At 40.7% G+C, this 14,527-nt stretch carries 14 protein-coding genes, 2 tRNA genes, 2 rRNA genes and 1 pseudogene (1 of these 19 running past the window's edge); 14 read left to right on the forward strand and 5 right to left on the reverse strand.

Annotated elements, in window-relative coordinates; translation table 11 throughout:
• The 9 genes from NSQ44_RS01785 to tsaD form a co-directional block, all read left to right on the forward strand.
• A 23S ribosomal RNA gene (locus tag NSQ44_RS01785) occupies positions 1-1,532 on the forward strand (it extends 1,437 nt beyond the left edge of the window).
• Positions 1,533-1,671: 139 nt separating this feature from the next.
• Positions 1,672-1,787 (forward strand): 5S ribosomal RNA (gene rrf, locus NSQ44_RS01790).
• Positions 1,788-1,818: 31 nt separating this feature from the next.
• Positions 1,819-1,895: transfer RNA gene (locus tag NSQ44_RS01795), tRNA-Met, on the forward strand.
• A 2-nt stretch (positions 1,896-1,897) separates the two neighbouring features.
• Positions 1,898-1,973 (forward strand) — tRNA-Asp (locus NSQ44_RS01800).
• A gap of 152 nt (positions 1,974-2,125) precedes the next feature.
• Complete coding sequence (gene thiL, locus NSQ44_RS01805) at positions 2,126-3,133, forward strand: thiamine-phosphate kinase (RefSeq protein WP_063388678.1); 1,008 nt, start codon at positions 2,126-2,128, stop codon at positions 3,131-3,133.
• Entirely contained in the window at positions 3,120-3,596 is a 477-nt protein-coding gene (gene tsaE, locus NSQ44_RS01810; RefSeq protein ID WP_340854615.1) for a tRNA (adenosine(37)-N6)-threonylcarbamoyltransferase complex ATPase subunit type 1 TsaE, read from the forward strand. The genes thiL and tsaE overlap by 14 nt, the downstream gene beginning before the upstream one ends.
• Positions 3,577-4,272: a tRNA (adenosine(37)-N6)-threonylcarbamoyltransferase complex dimerization subunit type 1 TsaB gene (gene tsaB / locus NSQ44_RS01815; protein WP_340854617.1), complete on the forward strand. Its 696-nt coding sequence runs from the start codon at positions 3,577-3,579 to the stop codon at positions 4,270-4,272. The genes tsaE and tsaB overlap by 20 nt, the downstream gene beginning before the upstream one ends.
• Positions 4,242-4,721 carry a ribosomal protein S18-alanine N-acetyltransferase gene (rimI, locus tag NSQ44_RS01820; protein ID WP_063388681.1) on the forward strand — a complete coding sequence of 160 codons (480 nt, stop codon included), beginning with the start codon at positions 4,242-4,244 and terminating at the stop codon, positions 4,719-4,721. Before tsaB ends, rimI begins: the two co-directional genes overlap by 31 nt.
• On the forward strand, positions 4,721-5,740 hold the full coding sequence (gene tsaD, locus NSQ44_RS01825) for a tRNA (adenosine(37)-N6)-threonylcarbamoyltransferase complex transferase subunit TsaD (RefSeq protein WP_094245002.1): 1,020 nt from the start codon (positions 4,721-4,723) through the stop codon (positions 5,738-5,740). The genes rimI and tsaD overlap by 1 nt, the downstream gene beginning before the upstream one ends.
• A 274-nt stretch (positions 5,741-6,014) precedes the next feature.
• Here the strand turns inward: tsaD and NSQ44_RS01830 are convergent, their stop codons facing one another.
• Entirely contained in the window at positions 6,015-7,937 is a 1,923-nt protein-coding gene (locus tag NSQ44_RS01830; RefSeq protein ID WP_340854619.1) for an ABC-F family ATP-binding cassette domain-containing protein, read from the reverse strand.
• 311 nt (positions 7,938-8,248) lie between these two features.
• On the opposite strand from NSQ44_RS01830, the gene NSQ44_RS01835 reads away from it, so the two are divergent.
• Genes NSQ44_RS01835 through tatC form a run of 3 tightly spaced genes read left to right on the forward strand, consistent with a single transcriptional unit; the run spans position 8,249 to position 9,847 of the window.
• The gene (locus NSQ44_RS01835; RefSeq protein ID WP_340854620.1) at positions 8,249-8,890 is read left to right on the forward strand and encodes a redox-sensing transcriptional repressor Rex; all 642 of its coding nucleotides are present in this window, start codon (positions 8,249-8,251) and stop codon (positions 8,888-8,890) included.
• A gap of 14 nt (positions 8,891-8,904) precedes the next feature.
• Positions 8,905-9,078, forward strand: a complete 174-nt coding sequence (locus NSQ44_RS01840; RefSeq protein WP_063388685.1) for a twin-arginine translocase TatA/TatE family subunit — start codon at positions 8,905-8,907, stop codon at positions 9,076-9,078.
• Positions 9,079-9,100: 22 nt separating this feature from the next.
• Positions 9,101-9,847 carry a twin-arginine translocase subunit TatC gene (tatC, locus tag NSQ44_RS01845; protein ID WP_340854622.1) on the forward strand — a complete coding sequence of 249 codons (747 nt, stop codon included), beginning with the start codon at positions 9,101-9,103 and terminating at the stop codon, positions 9,845-9,847.
• A gap of 92 nt (positions 9,848-9,939) precedes the next feature.
• Here tatC and NSQ44_RS01850 read toward each other — a convergent pair whose 3' ends face one another.
• Both NSQ44_RS01850 and NSQ44_RS01855 read right to left on the reverse strand, forming a co-directional pair.
• On the reverse strand, positions 9,940-10,143 hold the full coding sequence (locus NSQ44_RS01850; protein ID WP_094245005.1) for a YdiK family protein: 204 nt from the start codon (positions 10,141-10,143) through the stop codon (positions 9,940-9,942).
• Between the two features lie 61 nt (positions 10,144-10,204).
• The gene (locus tag NSQ44_RS01855; protein ID WP_340854624.1) at positions 10,205-10,879 is read right to left on the reverse strand and encodes a CPBP family intramembrane glutamic endopeptidase; all 675 of its coding nucleotides are present in this window, start codon (positions 10,877-10,879) and stop codon (positions 10,205-10,207) included.
• A 315-nt stretch (positions 10,880-11,194) separates the two neighbouring features.
• Between NSQ44_RS01855 and groES the strand changes: the two genes are divergently transcribed.
• Together groES and groL are read left to right on the forward strand one after the other, a co-directional pair.
• Entirely contained in the window at positions 11,195-11,479 is a 285-nt protein-coding gene (gene groES / locus NSQ44_RS01860) for a co-chaperone GroES (RefSeq protein ID WP_063388689.1), read from the forward strand.
• Positions 11,480-11,532: 53 nt separating this feature from the next.
• Positions 11,533-13,155, forward strand: a complete 1,623-nt coding sequence (gene groL / locus NSQ44_RS01865) for a chaperonin GroEL (RefSeq protein ID WP_063388690.1) — start codon at positions 11,533-11,535, stop codon at positions 13,153-13,155.
• A gap of 418 nt (positions 13,156-13,573) precedes the next feature.
• Here groL and NSQ44_RS01870 read toward each other — a convergent pair.
• Together NSQ44_RS01870 and NSQ44_RS01875 are read right to left on the reverse strand one after the other, a co-directional pair.
• A pseudogene (locus NSQ44_RS01870) lies at positions 13,574-13,895 on the reverse strand (DUF817 family protein); the annotation flags it as partial.
• A 356-nt stretch (positions 13,896-14,251) separates the two neighbouring features.
• On the reverse strand, positions 14,252-14,473 hold the full coding sequence (locus tag NSQ44_RS01875; protein ID WP_340854625.1) for a hypothetical protein: 222 nt from the start codon (positions 14,471-14,473) through the stop codon (positions 14,252-14,254).
• Between the last annotated feature and the right edge of the window lie 54 nt (positions 14,474-14,527).

Consider the following 14,527-nt stretch of genomic DNA (forward strand, 5'->3'; position numbering starts at 1 on the left):
GCCGAAAGGCGTAGGTGATGGACAACAGGTTGATATTCCTGTACCACCTCCTCACCGTTTGAGCAATGGGGGGACGCAGGAGGATAGGGCAAGCGCGCGGCTGGATGTGCGCGTCCAAGCAGTTAGGCTGGCAAGCAGGCAAATCCGCTTGCCGGAAGGCTGAACTGTGATGGCGAGGGAAAGGAAGTACCGAAGTTCCCGATTCCACACTGCCAAGAAAAGCCTCTAGCGAGGTGAGAGGTGCCCGTACCGCAAACCGACACAGGTAGGCGAGGAGAGAATCCTAAGGTGAGCGAGAGAACTCTCGTTAAGGAACTCGGCAAAATGACCCCGTAACTTCGGGAGAAGGGGTGCTCATCAAGGTGATAAGCCATGATGAGCCGCAGTGAAAAGGCCCAGGCGACTGTTTAGCAAAAACACAGGTCTCTGCGAAACCGTAAGGTGAAGTATAGGGGCTGACGCCTGCCCGGTGCTGGAAGGTTAAGGGGAGCGCTTAAGCTGTAGCTGAAGGTGCGAACCGAAGCCCCAGTAAACGGCGGCCGTAACTATAACGGTCCTAAGGTAGCGAAATTCCTTGTCGGGTAAGTTCCGACCCGCACGAAAGGCGTAACGATCTGGGCACTGTCTCAACGAGAGACTCGGTGAAATTATAGTACCTGTGAAGATGCAGGTTACCCGCGACAGGACGGAAAGACCCCGTGGAGCTTTACTGCAGCCTGATATTGAATGTGGGTACAGCTTGTACAGGATAGGTAGGAGCCAGAGACGCGTGAGCGCCAGCTTGCGCTGAGGCGACGGTGGGATACTACCCTGGCTGTACTGACATTCTAACCCGCGCCCCTGATCGGGGCGGGAGACAGTGTCAGGTGGGCAGTTTGACTGGGGCGGTCGCCTCCTAAAAGGTAACGGAGGCGCCCAAAGGTTCCCTCAGAATGGTTGGAAATCATTCGGAGAGTGCAAAGGCAGAAGGGAGCTTGACTGCGAGACCTACAAGTCGAGCAGGGACGAAAGTCGGGCTTAGTGATCCGGTGGTTCCGCATGGAAGGGCCATCGCTCAACGGATAAAAGCTACCCCGGGGATAACAGGCTGATCTCCCCCAAGAGTCCACATCGACGGGGAGGTTTGGCACCTCGATGTCGGCTCATCGCATCCTGGGGCTGTAGTCGGTCCCAAGGGTTGGGCTGTTCGCCCATTAAAGCGGTACGCGAGCTGGGTTCAGAACGTCGTGAGACAGTTCGGTCCCTATCCGTCGCGGGCGCAGGAAATTTGAGAGGAGCTGTCCTTAGTACGAGAGGACCGGGATGGACGCACCGCTGGTGTACCAGTTGTCCCGCCAGGGGCACCGCTGGGTAGCTATGTGCGGAAGGGATAAGCGCTGAAAGCATCTAAGCGTGAAGCCCCCCTCAAGATGAGATTTCCCATCGCGAAAAGCGAGTAAGATCCCTTGAAGATGACGAGGTAGATAGGTCCGAGGTGGAAGCGTGGTGACACGTGGAGCTGACGGATACTAATCGATCGAGGACTTAACCAAGTAGGAGCATCTATTCGTGAAGGAACCGTTATCTAGTTTTGAAAGAATGATATTCAAAAAAGTATTGACAACTGCGATCAAAAAGTTATAATATTAGTTGTCCATCGAACTGAATGGAACAATGAATAGAAAAAAATTGCTTGGTGGCAATGGCGAAGAGGTCACACCCGTTCCCATCCCGAACACGGAAGTTAAGCTCTTCAGCGCCGATGGTAGTGAGGGTTTGTCCCTTGCGAGAGTAGGACGCTGCCAGGCAATTCATTTGAATATAAGCTTTCTAAATTATCGCGGGGTGGAGCAGTCCGGTAGCTCGTCGGGCTCATAACCCGAAGGTCGCAGGTTCAAATCCTGCCCCCGCAACCAATGGTCCCGTAGTGTAGCGGTTAACATGCCTGCCTGTCACGCAGGAGATCGCGGGTTCGATTCCCGTCGGGACCGCCATTACAACAATATACGAACAACTAACGAAACGTTCAACGTTTCGTTTTTTTATTTTATGAATATCTTGGATAAGCTAAACATATGCGGTAAACTATACAAGAGGATTGAATTGGATTCTTTAGGAGAGCATCTTTTAAAGAAAGAGGTTTTATATGTCAATTCAGGATGAATTTGAGTTTATCCGAAGTATTCGGCCAGCACATTATTTTCATGAAGGCCTTGTTGTCGGAATAGGTGACGATGCCGCAGTTTACACACCGAATAAAGGTTTTCAGCAAATAGTCTGCACAGACACAATGGTCGAAGGGGTTCATTTTTTGCGTAAAACAATGGAGCCTTTTGATATCGGCTTTAAATGTTTGGCAGTGAACATTAGTGATATTGCCGCAATGGGCGGGATTCCGAAGTATTTTTTAGTTTCCATTGCGATTCCCTCTCGATGGCACGAGAAAGACTTACAATCTATATACAAAGGAATGGCAGATGCCGCAGAAAAATATAAAGTGGATTTAATCGGTGGAGATACTGTTTCTATTGCTGATCACCTCGTCATCACCGTCACCTTGATTGGAGAAGTTGAACGCGGGAAAGCCCAATTGAGAAGTTCAGCAAGACCGGGGGATGTGGTTTTTGTTACGGGTACTCTGGGGGATTCAGCTGCTGGATTGCACCTTCTATTAAACGATGAGTTCAATTTGCCGGAGGACGATTATCAATATTTAGTATCTCGCCATAGACGTCCGAAGCCGCAAGTAAAGGCGGGCAGGATTATTTCTGAAGTGGATCGGGCGAGCCTTAATGATATTAGCGACGGTATTGCAAGCGAATTGAATGAGATAGCTGACATGAGCAACGTACAAATCGTCGTACATAAAGATCTTCTTCCATTAAGTGATTCAATACAATTATTGCCGTTAGAAAAGCAATTTGAGTGGGCTATCACTGGAGGGGAAGATTTTGAACTGGTAGGAACGACTTCTAAACATTCCTTTGAAGTGTTGAAAAAAAAATGCGAGCAAGAAGGAATACGCATAACGAAGATCGGAGAAGTATTTGAAGGCAGCCCATCGGTTTATTTGCAAGAAAAAAATATTCGCAAACGGCTATTAAGCAAAGGCTACAATCATTTTAAAAAAGGTGATTCATTTGGATCAATTTGAAATAAAAACGACAAATCCTGAAGAGACAGGGAATATGGCGATGAAGCTGGCTCAGCACTTACAAGCGGGCGATGTGATTACGCTTGAAGGAGATCTTGGAGCAGGCAAAACTACATTTGTGAAAGGACTGGCAAAAGGTTTGGGCATTGGCAGAACAGTGAACAGTCCTACTTTTACAATCATGAAGGAGTATGCAGACGGCAGACTGCCGCTTTATCATATGGACGTTTATCGGATTGAAAATAGCGATGAGGATTTAGGGTTTGATGAGTTTTTTGATGGAGACGGTGTAACAGTTGTAGAGTGGGCGCATTATATAGAAGATCAACTGCCGGAGGAAAGACTGGATGTATTCATCCGTTACATCCAGGACAATACAAGATCTCTAATTTTTAGTCCGAAGGGAAAAAGATATATTAAGCTGTGTAAGGAGTTTTTTACTGATGACGGTATTAGCGATTGATACATCAAACGACTGTTTAGGCATTGCGTTAGTAGACGAAACTAAAATTATTGGCGAATATATGACGAACTTGAAAAAAAACCATTCTGTTCGTGCAATGCCGGCAGTTGATTATCTTTTGAAAGAGTGCCACGTTCAGCCCAGCGACTTAACAAAGATTGTGGTTGCCCAAGGTCCTGGCTCTTATACTGGTGTGCGAATCGGTGTAACAATTGCTAAGACGCTTGCATGGGCTAGAAACATTCCTTTAACGGGCGTTTCCAGTCTTGAAGTGCTTGCACTGAACGGGTGTTTTTTTGACGGGTTGATTTGCCCTTTATTTGATGCAAGAAGAGGACGAGTTTATACCGGGCTGTATGAATTTAAAGAAAACATACTTTGTGTGAAAGAAGACAGAAATATTTTGCTAGAGGATTGGTTGAATGAAATAAAACAGCTCAAAAAGCGGGTGCTCTTTTTAGGGAATGACGTTTCTCTTCATTTAGATCTGATCAAAGAAATAATGGGTGAGCTGGCAGTCATCGGGGATCCGTCATTGCACCAGCCGCGTCCGGGATTGCTAGGTTTGCTGGGAATGACTAGAGAAGCAGTCAATGTTCATCAGTTTGTGCCAAATTATTTAAGGTTAGCAGAGGCGGAAGCGAAATGGATCGAGCAGCAAAAAACGTCAACATGATTAATAATCAAGTAAATGTTCGAAAAATGACAGTTGAAGATATACATCGTGTTTATGAAATCGAACAGCTGTCATTTTCGGTTCCTTGGACAAAGGAATCATTTTATCGGGAATTGGTCCATAACCATTTTGCTACTTATTTAGTAATAGAATATGAAGGAAAAGTTGTAGGGTATTGCGGTTTATGGGTGATTGTTGATGATGGGCAAATTACCAATATTGCTATTTCTCCAGCGTATCGGGGAAAAAAGCTGGGAGAGACCCTGCTTAGAAGCGTTTTAAACGTAGCAAAAGAAAAAGGAGCCAAAACCGTTACATTAGAAGTCCGGGTTTCGAATACGGTTGCGCAATCATTATATAAGAAATTGAATTTTGAACCAATCGGAATCCGGGAAAACTATTATACGGATAACCAAGAAGATGCGATATTAATGCAGGTGAATTTATAATGAAAGATCGATTAATTTTAGGAATTGAAACAAGCTGTGATGAAACAGCAGCTGCCATTGTGAAAAACGGAAAAGAAATTGTTGCACAAGTCGTTGCTTCCCAAATTGAAAGCCATAAACGTTTTGGCGGAGTCGTTCCAGAAATCGCTTCACGCCATCATGTCGAGCAAATTACTCTCGTATTAGAAGAAACGTTAAAACAGGCGAATCTGTCGTATCACGATTTGAACGCCGTAGCCGTGACAGAAGGACCGGGGCTGGTTGGTGCATTATTGATTGGAGTCAATGCCGCAAAGGCTTTAGCTTTTGCGTATGATCTTCCACTAATCGGAGTACATCATATTGCAGGACACATTTATGCGAACCGTCTTGTGAAAGAATTTTCTTTCCCGCTGATTGCATTAGTTGTTTCCGGCGGCCATACAGAGCTTGTCTATATGAAGGAGCACGGTTGTTTTGAGGTGATTGGGGAAACACTTGATGATGCAGCAGGAGAGGCTTATGATAAAGTTGCGCGAACATTAAACCTGCCTTACCCGGGCGGGCCTCATATCGACAGGCTAGCACATGAAGGAACTGCTTCCATTGATTTGCCGCGAGCATGGCTTGAAGAAGGCTCGTTTCATTTTAGTTTCAGCGGGTTGAAGTCAGCGGTGATTAACACTCTTCATAACGCGGCGCAAAGAGGGATCACGATAGATCCGAAAGATATGGCTGCAAGTTTTCAGCAAAGTGTTGTAGAAGTTTTAGTGGAAAAAACTGTTCGTGCCAGTGAGAAGTATCAAGCTAAGCAAGTTCTTTTATCAGGCGGAGTAGCGGCGAATAAAGGATTAAGAACTGCTATGGAGGAAGCATTCAAAAAGAAAAAAGGGATCGACCTTGTCATTCCACCATTGTCCTTATGCACAGATAATGCGGCCATGATTGCAGCTTTCGCTGATGTACTTTATGAAAAAGGAATTTTCGGTGATTATCGTATGAATGCTCATCCTGGATTGGAATTAACGTCATATATATAGAGGCAACGTAGGGTCGAATGAACAGCGGCCCTATTTTTTTATTTTAACCACAGGTTATCCACAAAGAAAATCTTCATTTTGGATAAATAAGACGAAACGTTGAAATAGAAGAAGAAAAAATAAGGTGAAACATGTGGATAACTAAAGGGGTTTGTTGTGGATAATGTGAACAAATAAGAAAAATATTATAAGGTAAGGAACTAATGATGTGGATAACTGTTTGAGAGAAACATGCTGAAGGAAACAAAATAAATAAAAAACCGGCATGAGCCGGTTATTCAGAAAGAAGTGATTCCCATTCCTCTATCAGCTGATCTAGTTGTTCCGTTAACATGACATTTTGATCATGAAGTTTTTGAGCTTTTTCATGATCTTGGTATATATTTGGATCGCAAAGCATTTCATTGTTTTCAGCGATCGCTTCTTCAATTTCTGCTATTTTGTTTTCAAGTTCTTCAATGCGGCGCTGTCTTTGCCGTTCCTTTTTTTTCAATATTTTTTCTTGTTCATAAGATAATTTTCCTTGTTTTTGCTCTTTGGTTTCGATAGTTGGTTCTTTCAACTGTTCAAGCTCGATCATCTCCGCTTTTTTTGCAATGTAATAATCATAGTCCCCGATATATTCGGCAATGCCTTCCGTGGATAATTCAAAAATTTTGGTCGCGATTTTGTTGATAAAATAACGATCGTGCGAAACAAACAAGATTGTTCCAGGAAAATTTATCAGAGCGTTTTCCAATACTTCTTTGCTGTCGAGATCCAGATGATTCGTAGGTTCATCCATGATGAGAAAGTTAGCTTTTTTTAGCATTAATTTCGCTAAAGCGAGCCGAGCTTTTTCTCCTCCGCTTAAAGACGAGACGGTTTTCAGCACTTCATCTCCGGAAAAAAGGAAATTCCCTAAAACCGTTCGGATTTCTTTTTCTGTCTTTTCGGGATAGTCATCCCACAATTCATCTAAAACCCGTTTAGATGAAGACAAATCCGCTTGTTCCTGGTCATAATATCCGATTTGGACATTAGATCCAAACTGAATTTTTCCGCTCAGCGGCTTTAAGCGGTTGATGATCGTTTTTAATAAGGTAGATTTTCCAACTCCGTTTGGCCCTATTAAGGCAATTGAGTCCTTCCTGTTGATCGAAAAGTTAATATTTTTCACGATCGGAGTTTTTTGATCGTAGGAAAGGGACAAATCAATGGCTTTTAACACGTCATTGCCGCTTTGCTTTTCGATTTCGAAGGAAAAGCTGGCTGACTTCTCGTCCCCAACAGGTCTGTCCAGTATTTCCATTTTCTCAAGCATTTTCCTTCTGCTTTGCGCACGTTTCGTTGTCGATGCTCTTGCTAAGTTTCGTTGAATAAAATCTTTCATCCGCGCGATTTCTTCTTGCTGTTTTTCAAATTGTTTTAATTCCCTTTCGTACGCTTCCGCTTTTTGTTTTAAATAAGCGCTGTAATTCCCAACATACTTCGTACAAACTGTTCGTGATATTTCATAAACAGTGTTGACAACGTGATCTAAAAAGTACCGGTCGTGGGAAACAATTAGAACCGCTCCATTATAATGCTGTAAATATTGTTCGAGCCAGTTTAATGTTTCCATGTCAAGATGGTTTGTCGGCTCGTCGAGTATGAGCAGATCCGGTTTTTTCAACAGGAGCTTTCCGAGTGCTAACCGGGTTTTTTGTCCTCCGCTCAAAACCGAAATTTTAGTTGAATAGTCGTAATCAGCAAACCCTAATCCATGCAGCACAGAACGGATATCCGCCTCATATTGATATCCGCCATTTTCTTTATATAAATGTTGGAGTGAATCATATTCCTTCATTAAGCTTTGCAAAGCATGAGAATCTCCAGCTGAGGAGATAGCTGCCATTTTTTGTTCAATATTTCGCAGCTCAGCTTCGATGTTCCGCAACTCTTCAAAAACGGTTAGCATTTCATCCCATATCGACTTAGTTGATTCTAATCCTGTGTTTTGTGCCAGATAGCCGATTGTTAAATCTTTTGGCTTCACAATTTCACCAGAATCAAAGGACATTTCACCGGCAATGATTTTCAATAATGTTGATTTTCCGGCTCCATTGCGGCCTACAACGGCGATTTTATCTCCTGTTTGGATTTCCAGCTTAATATTCGATAAAATAAGGTCAGCACCATAATATTTTGTGATTTTGTTTAACTGCAATAAAATCATCCATAGTTCACCTCAATCTTTGCTAGAATAAGTGTAGCCTATATATTTGACTGCAGGCAACTGACCTGATGAACAAAAGGACAAGAAATTGTAACAATCGTTCAAAAGACACGAATAAAAAAATAGTGTATAGTTTTTATATAAGGAGAGTTTGGAGAAAAAACAAATAAAAAGAAATGTAGACGGAGAAGAAAATCAGGATGGAAGCGTTATCAGTCTGATATTGTTTCATACAGGCGAGCAGCCGCTTGCTAGAAAACATAGTTAAAAACAAAATTAGTCAGGTTGTTTTGGATTGCGAGGGATGAGCATTGAATCAAGATCAATCTAAGATACCGCAAGCAACTGCAAAAAGATTACCTCTATATTATCGGTTTTTGCAAAATTTACATGCCTCGGGAAAACAACGTGTTTCCTCTCAAGAACTGAGTGAAGCAGTCAAAGTAGATTCTGCGACAATTAGAAGGGACTTTTCATATTTCGGAGCGCTGGGCAAAAAAGGTTATGGATATAATGTCAATTATTTGTTATCATTTTTTAGAAAGACGCTTGACCAAGATGAGTTGACCAAAGTTGCCCTCATTGGCGTCGGAAATTTGGGAACAGCTTTTTTAAATTACAATTTTACAAAAAATAACAACACACAAATTGTTATTGCATTTGACATTAATAAACGAAAAGTAGGAATGGAAATTGGTGGAGTTCCAATTTATCATTTGGATCAGCTAGAAAGTGAATTGCCTGATGATGTGCCTGTTGCGATATTAACGGTCCCGGCAACCGCCGCTCAAGGAATAACGGATCGGTTAGTGGAAAAAGGCATAAAAGGCATTTTAAATTTTACGCCGGCTCGCTTAAATGTTCCGGATAAAATTCGGATTCATCATATCGATCTATCTGTTGAACTTCAGGCTCTTGCATATTTTTTAAAACATTATTCGAATGAAGATTGAAGGAGCGATATTAAATGCCAACAATTGGAATTGGAAGCTTGCTGTTGATTGTATTTGCAGCTCTGCTTGTTTTCGGGCCGAAAAAACTTCCTGAGCTTGGAAAAGCTATAGGAGAATCATTAAAGGAGTTTAAAAGTGCCACGAAGGGCTTAGCAGACGATGATGAAGAAAACAAGAAAAATGAATAGCAAGAAGAATGGATGAATAATGATGAGCGAAAAAAAAATGTCCGTGTTGGAGCATATAGCGGAGCTAAGAAAACGGCTGATTATTGTAGTCGTTTTCTTTTTCGTTGCTATGATTACTGGCTTTTTTATAGCGAAGCCAATTATTGTTTTTTTACAGCAAACTGATGAAGCAAAGCAATTCGCCTTAAATGCTTTTCGTCCTGCAGATCCATTAATCGTTTATATGCAGTTTACATTTATTATTGCTTTAATTCTAACTTTCCCTGTTTTATTGTACCAGCTTTGGGCGTTTATCAGCCCAGGACTGTATGAAAAAGAAAGGCGGGTCACATTAAGCTATATACCGTTGTCGGTTGCTTTATTTCTTTTAGGTATAAGCTTCTCTTATTTTATTTTGTTTCCTTTTGTCATCGATTTTATGGGGCGGCTTTCCAATGATTTAAACATTCAACAAATGATAGGAATAAATGAATACTTTCGTTTCCTGCTGCAGTTAACATTGCCTTTCGGACTGTTGTTTCAGCTTCCCGTTGTCATTATGTTTTTAACAAGACTCGGAATCATCAATCCGGCGTTTTTGGTAAAGGTTAGAAAATATGCGTATTTTGTATTGCTTGTTATCGCAGCGATCATTACGCCGCCTGAAATTTTGTCGCATTTAATGGTCACGATTCCGCTATTCATTTTGTATGAAATAAGTATCATTGTTTCAAGATTTGCTTACAAAAAAGCACAGTCTTCTCAAATAAAAGAATCAGATCAAAAGTAAAACCGATGGGCTGTTATAAACATATCCCTGTCAAGTAGACAGTATAGGCTTTTTTCCTACTGTCTACACAAGAGGGATAATATCATTACACCTCATCGGTTATTTTTTGCTTTCCGAATTTTATATGAGAAAGTGAACATGCGGATGGAAACAGCAAAATCAAACGTGGCTAAAATCATTAAAATTATATTTGTAGCTGTCCACATACCATTTTCAGCATGATGAATTGCTAAATATGTAAATAGAACTCCCATGATAAAATAGAAGAGTCCCATGGAAACGGGATGAAAATTCATAATCTTAGCTGCCTCCAATAATGATTTGTATTTGTTCCATTTGCTTCATCATGTTTTCAATCTAATCATGATAAATTGTTTGAATGATGACTACGATTGTATTCATCATTGTATGGGCAAAAATAGGGACTAATATGCGTTTTGTTTTATAATATAAAAAAGCGAACGTAAATCCCATTGCTGTATAACGCAATAAAAGTTCAGGCTCCCCATGCACGATGCCGAACAATAGCGAACTGACAAGCGCGCCGATCCAAAAATTCGTTTTTTGATAAATCACCCCGAAAATAATTTTTCGGAAGATAATTTCTTCAAGAATCGGTCCTATTATTGATGTGACAATAATCAAATAAGGCGTTGCTTCAATTAAATCCATAATAACTTGAGTATTTTCCGACATCGGATTAACTTTAAGTACATATATTTCAATGTTGCCAACGATTGTTTGAATGAAAAAAGCTAAAAAAACTCCGAAAACAGCCCATATGGCAGATTCGCCGAAAGAAGCTTTTTCAATCCGGACATTATTTTTTCGTTCATGACGAAGGAGAAATAAAATAATGACAAACGCAGCAGTAAAACTTGTAATCGACCAATATGCTTGCGCTTGAAAAAGTCCTGCATTGAGATTTTCATCGACGCCAACACCCAGTTCATAAAAAAGGGGAACTCCTATATAGGATGAGAGCTGCATAATGATGTACGTAATGATGATCCACCAATATTGCTTTTTCACGAATCTTCATCCTTTCCGACAAAAAATTCAGCAAATGCTCAATGATCCACCAATATTGCTTTTTCACGAATAGTTCTCCTTTATAAAAGATTCATATGACTATTTTAACACACAATGGTTTTAAGAAAGAAAAACAATTTTGACAAGGTAAGCACTTAATAGAGGATGTTAAAATTTTTTTAAAAGAGACTTGAAAAATAGAGGAAGTTTCTTTAATATAATAATTGGTGTTAGCACTCGATAGCAATGAGTGCTAATAATGAATAAGGAATAAATTTTGAAAATCTCAAAAGATATTTGAGGAGGTTGTTTCCCTTGTTAAAGCCATTAGGTGATCGCGTTGTAATTGAACTTGTTGAAACAGAAGAAAAAACAGCAAGCGGCATCGTATTGCCTGACACAGCTAAAGAAAAACCTCAAGAAGGTAAAGTAGTAGCAGTTGGTACTGGTCGTGTATTAGACAGCGGTGAACGTGTTGCAGTTGAAGTTGCTGTTGGCGATCGCATTATCTTCTCAAAATACGCCGGCACAGAAGTAAAATATGACGGCAAAGAATACTTAATTTTGCGTGAAAGCGACATTTTGGCTGTGATCGGCTAATAGAGACAGCCCAATATCATAGACAATTTAAATTTTGAGGAGGTTTTCGCAACATGGCAAAAGAAATTAAATTCAGTGAAGAAGCACGTCGTGCAATGCTGCGTGGTGTGGATAAATTAGCAGATGCGGTTAAAGTTACTTTAGGACCAAAAGGCCGTAACGTTGTTCTTGAGAAAAAATTCGGTTCTCCGTTAATTACAAACGATGGCGTTACGATTGCAAAAGAAATTGAATTAGAAGATCCATTTGAAAACATGGGTGCAAAATTAGTTGCAGAAGTTGCTAGCAAAACAAACGATGTTGCTGGGGACGGTACAACTACTGCAACAGTTTTAGCTCAAGCAATGATCCGCGAAGGACTTAAAAACGTAACAGCTGGCGCAAACCCAATGGGTGTGCGTAAAGGAATTGAAAAAGCAGTTGCTACAGCTGTTGAAGAATTAAAAGCAATTTCTAAACCAATTGAAGGAAAAGAATCAATTGCTCAAGTTGCTGCTATTTCTGCTGCGGATGATGAAGTAGGTAAATTAATTGCTGAAGCAATGGAACGTGTTGGTAACGATGGCGTTATCACTATTGAAGAATCTAAAGGTTTCACTACTGAGCTAGACGTTGTAGAAGGAATGCAGTTTGACCGCGGATATGCTTCTCCATACATGGTAACAGATTCTGATAAAATGGAAGCTGTTCTTGAAAATCCATACATTTTAATTACCGACAAGAAAATCTCTAACATCCAAGAAATCTTGCCAGTTCTTGAGCAAGTTGTACAACAAGGCAAACCTTTATTAATCATTGCTGAAGATGTTGAAGGCGAAGCTTTAGCAACATTAGTTGTGAACAAACTTCGCGGTACATTTAATGCTGTAGCTGTAAAAGCTCCTGGATTCGGTGACCGCCGCAAAGCAATGTTAGAAGATATCGCCATTTTAACAGATGGTGAAGTTATTACAGAAGATTTAGGTTTAGATCTTAAGAGCGCTACTATTTCTCAATTAGGCCGCGCTGCAAAAGTTGTTGTAACGAAAGAAACAACTACAATTGTTGAAGGCGCAGGCGCAAGCGACAAAATTGCAGCTCGCGTAAATCAAATTAAAGCTCAATTGGAAGAAACAACTTCTGAATTTGATAAAGAAAAACTTCAAGAGCGCTTAGCAAAATTAGCTGGCGGCGTAGCAGTTATCAAAGTTGGTGCCGCTACTGAAACAGAATTGAAAGAACGTAAACTTCGCATCGAAGACGCTCTTAACTCCACTCGTGCAGCAGTGGAAGAAGGAATTGTCTCCGGTGGTGGTACAGCTCTAGTTAACGTTTACAAAAAAGTTGCTGAAATTGAAGCAGAAGGCGACGTTCAAACTGGTGTAAACATCGTTCTTCGCGCTTTAGAAGAGCCAGTTCGCCAAATCGCTCACAACGCTGGTTTAGAAGGCTCTGTTATCGTTGAACGCTTGAAAAAAGAAGAAGTTGGAATCGGCTTTAACGCTGCTACAGGCGAATGGGTGAACATGATCGAAGCTGGTATCGTTGACCCAACAAAAGTAACTCGTTCTGCTCTTCAAAACGCAGCATCCGTTGCCGCTATGTTCTTAACAACTGAAGCAGTTGTTGCTGACAAACCAGAAGAAAACAAAGGCAACGGCAACCCAGGCATGCCTGACATGGGCGGCATGATGTAATAATTGCTCAAAAATCTTGGAACACCAGGGTTTCCTGGTGTTCCTTATTTTTTTGACCACATTTTGACCACGAAAAAATCACAAATTTTTATAAAGCTTCTCATAAGTTTCACTGGGCTTTTGGGGAGCTTCTTTTTCATTAATGGCGCAACATTATTTTCTTTTTAATAGAATAATGATGTAGAGAAATGATAATTAATAGGGACAATATTTACTGACTAGGTACCGTCAACAATTTTGTGTAATGTAAGATAGATAGGGGATCGCTGAAATGGATTTGGAATAGAGAGGGACGTTTCCTCCACGGGGTTGTCCAAAAAATCAGTTACCCTGACTTTTTGGCCAGCCTCTTTTATCGTGACTCCAAAAAGGCGCCCGATAACTGAATAACACGTGAGCTTTCATTAGTGGGTATAGCCTAAAAAGAACCTCTATCTCGTTCCTTTAAATGATTATCAAACGCCTCTTTAAACCTTATCCTTCTTGGGTGAAACAATTTTTCCCTTAACCTGCTTTAACGTCGCTACTATAAGAAAGCTAACAATCACTAATAAGAACCACGAACTTACCTTTCCTAGATGAACGAGGCTCCATGCATCGGTTTAGTTTGGATATTCCCAAGCTCCAAAGAACGTTGCGATATTTTCGGCTATCCATATAAAAAATCCGATGAGCACAAAAGAAAGTACGAGTGGCATACGGTAACGAGTTCCATCAACCTCGAATGCGACCCATGATTGTTTGTGGCAATCTATTAATATAGTGTAGGCAATTAATTTGTGCAAGCCCTAGGGCTTGCACAAATTAAAAAAACCACTTGCCAACAAACCCTTAATACCATACCCTCCTAGTTGGACAAGTCTTCAACGGGAGGTATTTAAGGGGATTATCATTTTATTTATGTAGTTACTGATTTATAGTACCAGAACCTTTAACCCTATAACCGATGGAACTAGTTTTGCTAAGTCTAAGTATATTATCTCTTTTAGCAACAGTGCCATAGCTTTTAGTGTAGGTATAACCATTAGCAGAAATATCACCACTACTATAGTAATTAAAAAACCCGCCATATAACGCAACACTGTATTTAGATTTATTAGAATCTATAGAACCGTTTGGCTTTATAAGTGTCCGCTTTAACAGTAGTAGAGGCTTTAGCATTTTTTAAAGAAAATACTGTAGTTCCATCAAATCCGTGAGTCATTGAAAATGTATAGGACTTGCTATAAGCACTAGCCGTAATCGGTAAAGCGATTACGCCTACAAGAAGAGCAGTTGATATAGTTAAATTTTTTAATTTACCTTTCATACCTTTCATATTATCACTCCTTTCTAATTTATTACCATTATTTATTATATTATCAAATATTAG

Origin of the sequence: Aeribacillus sp. FSL M8-0254 (genome assembly GCF_038008845.1) — a bacterium.
GTDB lineage: Bacteria > Bacillota > Bacilli > Bacillales > Aeribacillaceae > Aeribacillus > Aeribacillus composti.

Excerpts from the sequence above, each read along its gene's own strand:
- thiL (WP_063388678.1), top strand. The coding sequence starts at position 2,126 with ATGTCAATTCAGGATGAATTTGAGTTTATCCGAAGTATTCGGCCAGCA.
- tsaB (WP_340854617.1), top strand. The coding sequence starts at position 3,577 with ATGACGGTATTAGCGATTGATACATCAAACGACTGTTTAGGCATTGCG.
- rimI (WP_063388681.1), top strand. The coding sequence starts at position 4,242 with ATGGATCGAGCAGCAAAAAACGTCAACATGATTAATAATCAAGTAAAT.
- tsaD (WP_094245002.1), top strand. The coding sequence starts at position 4,721 with ATGAAAGATCGATTAATTTTAGGAATTGAAACAAGCTGTGATGAAACA.
- NSQ44_RS01830 (WP_340854619.1), bottom strand. The coding sequence starts at position 7,937 with ATGATTTTATTGCAGTTAAACAAAATCACAAAATATTATGGTGCTGAC.
- NSQ44_RS01840 (WP_063388685.1), top strand. The coding sequence starts at position 8,905 with ATGCCAACAATTGGAATTGGAAGCTTGCTGTTGATTGTATTTGCAGCT.
- tatC (WP_340854622.1), top strand. The coding sequence starts at position 9,101 with ATGAGCGAAAAAAAAATGTCCGTGTTGGAGCATATAGCGGAGCTAAGA.
- NSQ44_RS01850 (WP_094245005.1), bottom strand. The coding sequence starts at position 10,143 with ATGAATTTTCATCCCGTTTCCATGGGACTCTTCTATTTTATCATGGGA.
- groL (WP_063388690.1), top strand. The coding sequence starts at position 11,533 with ATGGCAAAAGAAATTAAATTCAGTGAAGAAGCACGTCGTGCAATGCTG.
- NSQ44_RS01875 (WP_340854625.1), bottom strand. The coding sequence starts at position 14,473 with ATGAAAGGTATGAAAGGTAAATTAAAAAATTTAACTATATCAACTGCT.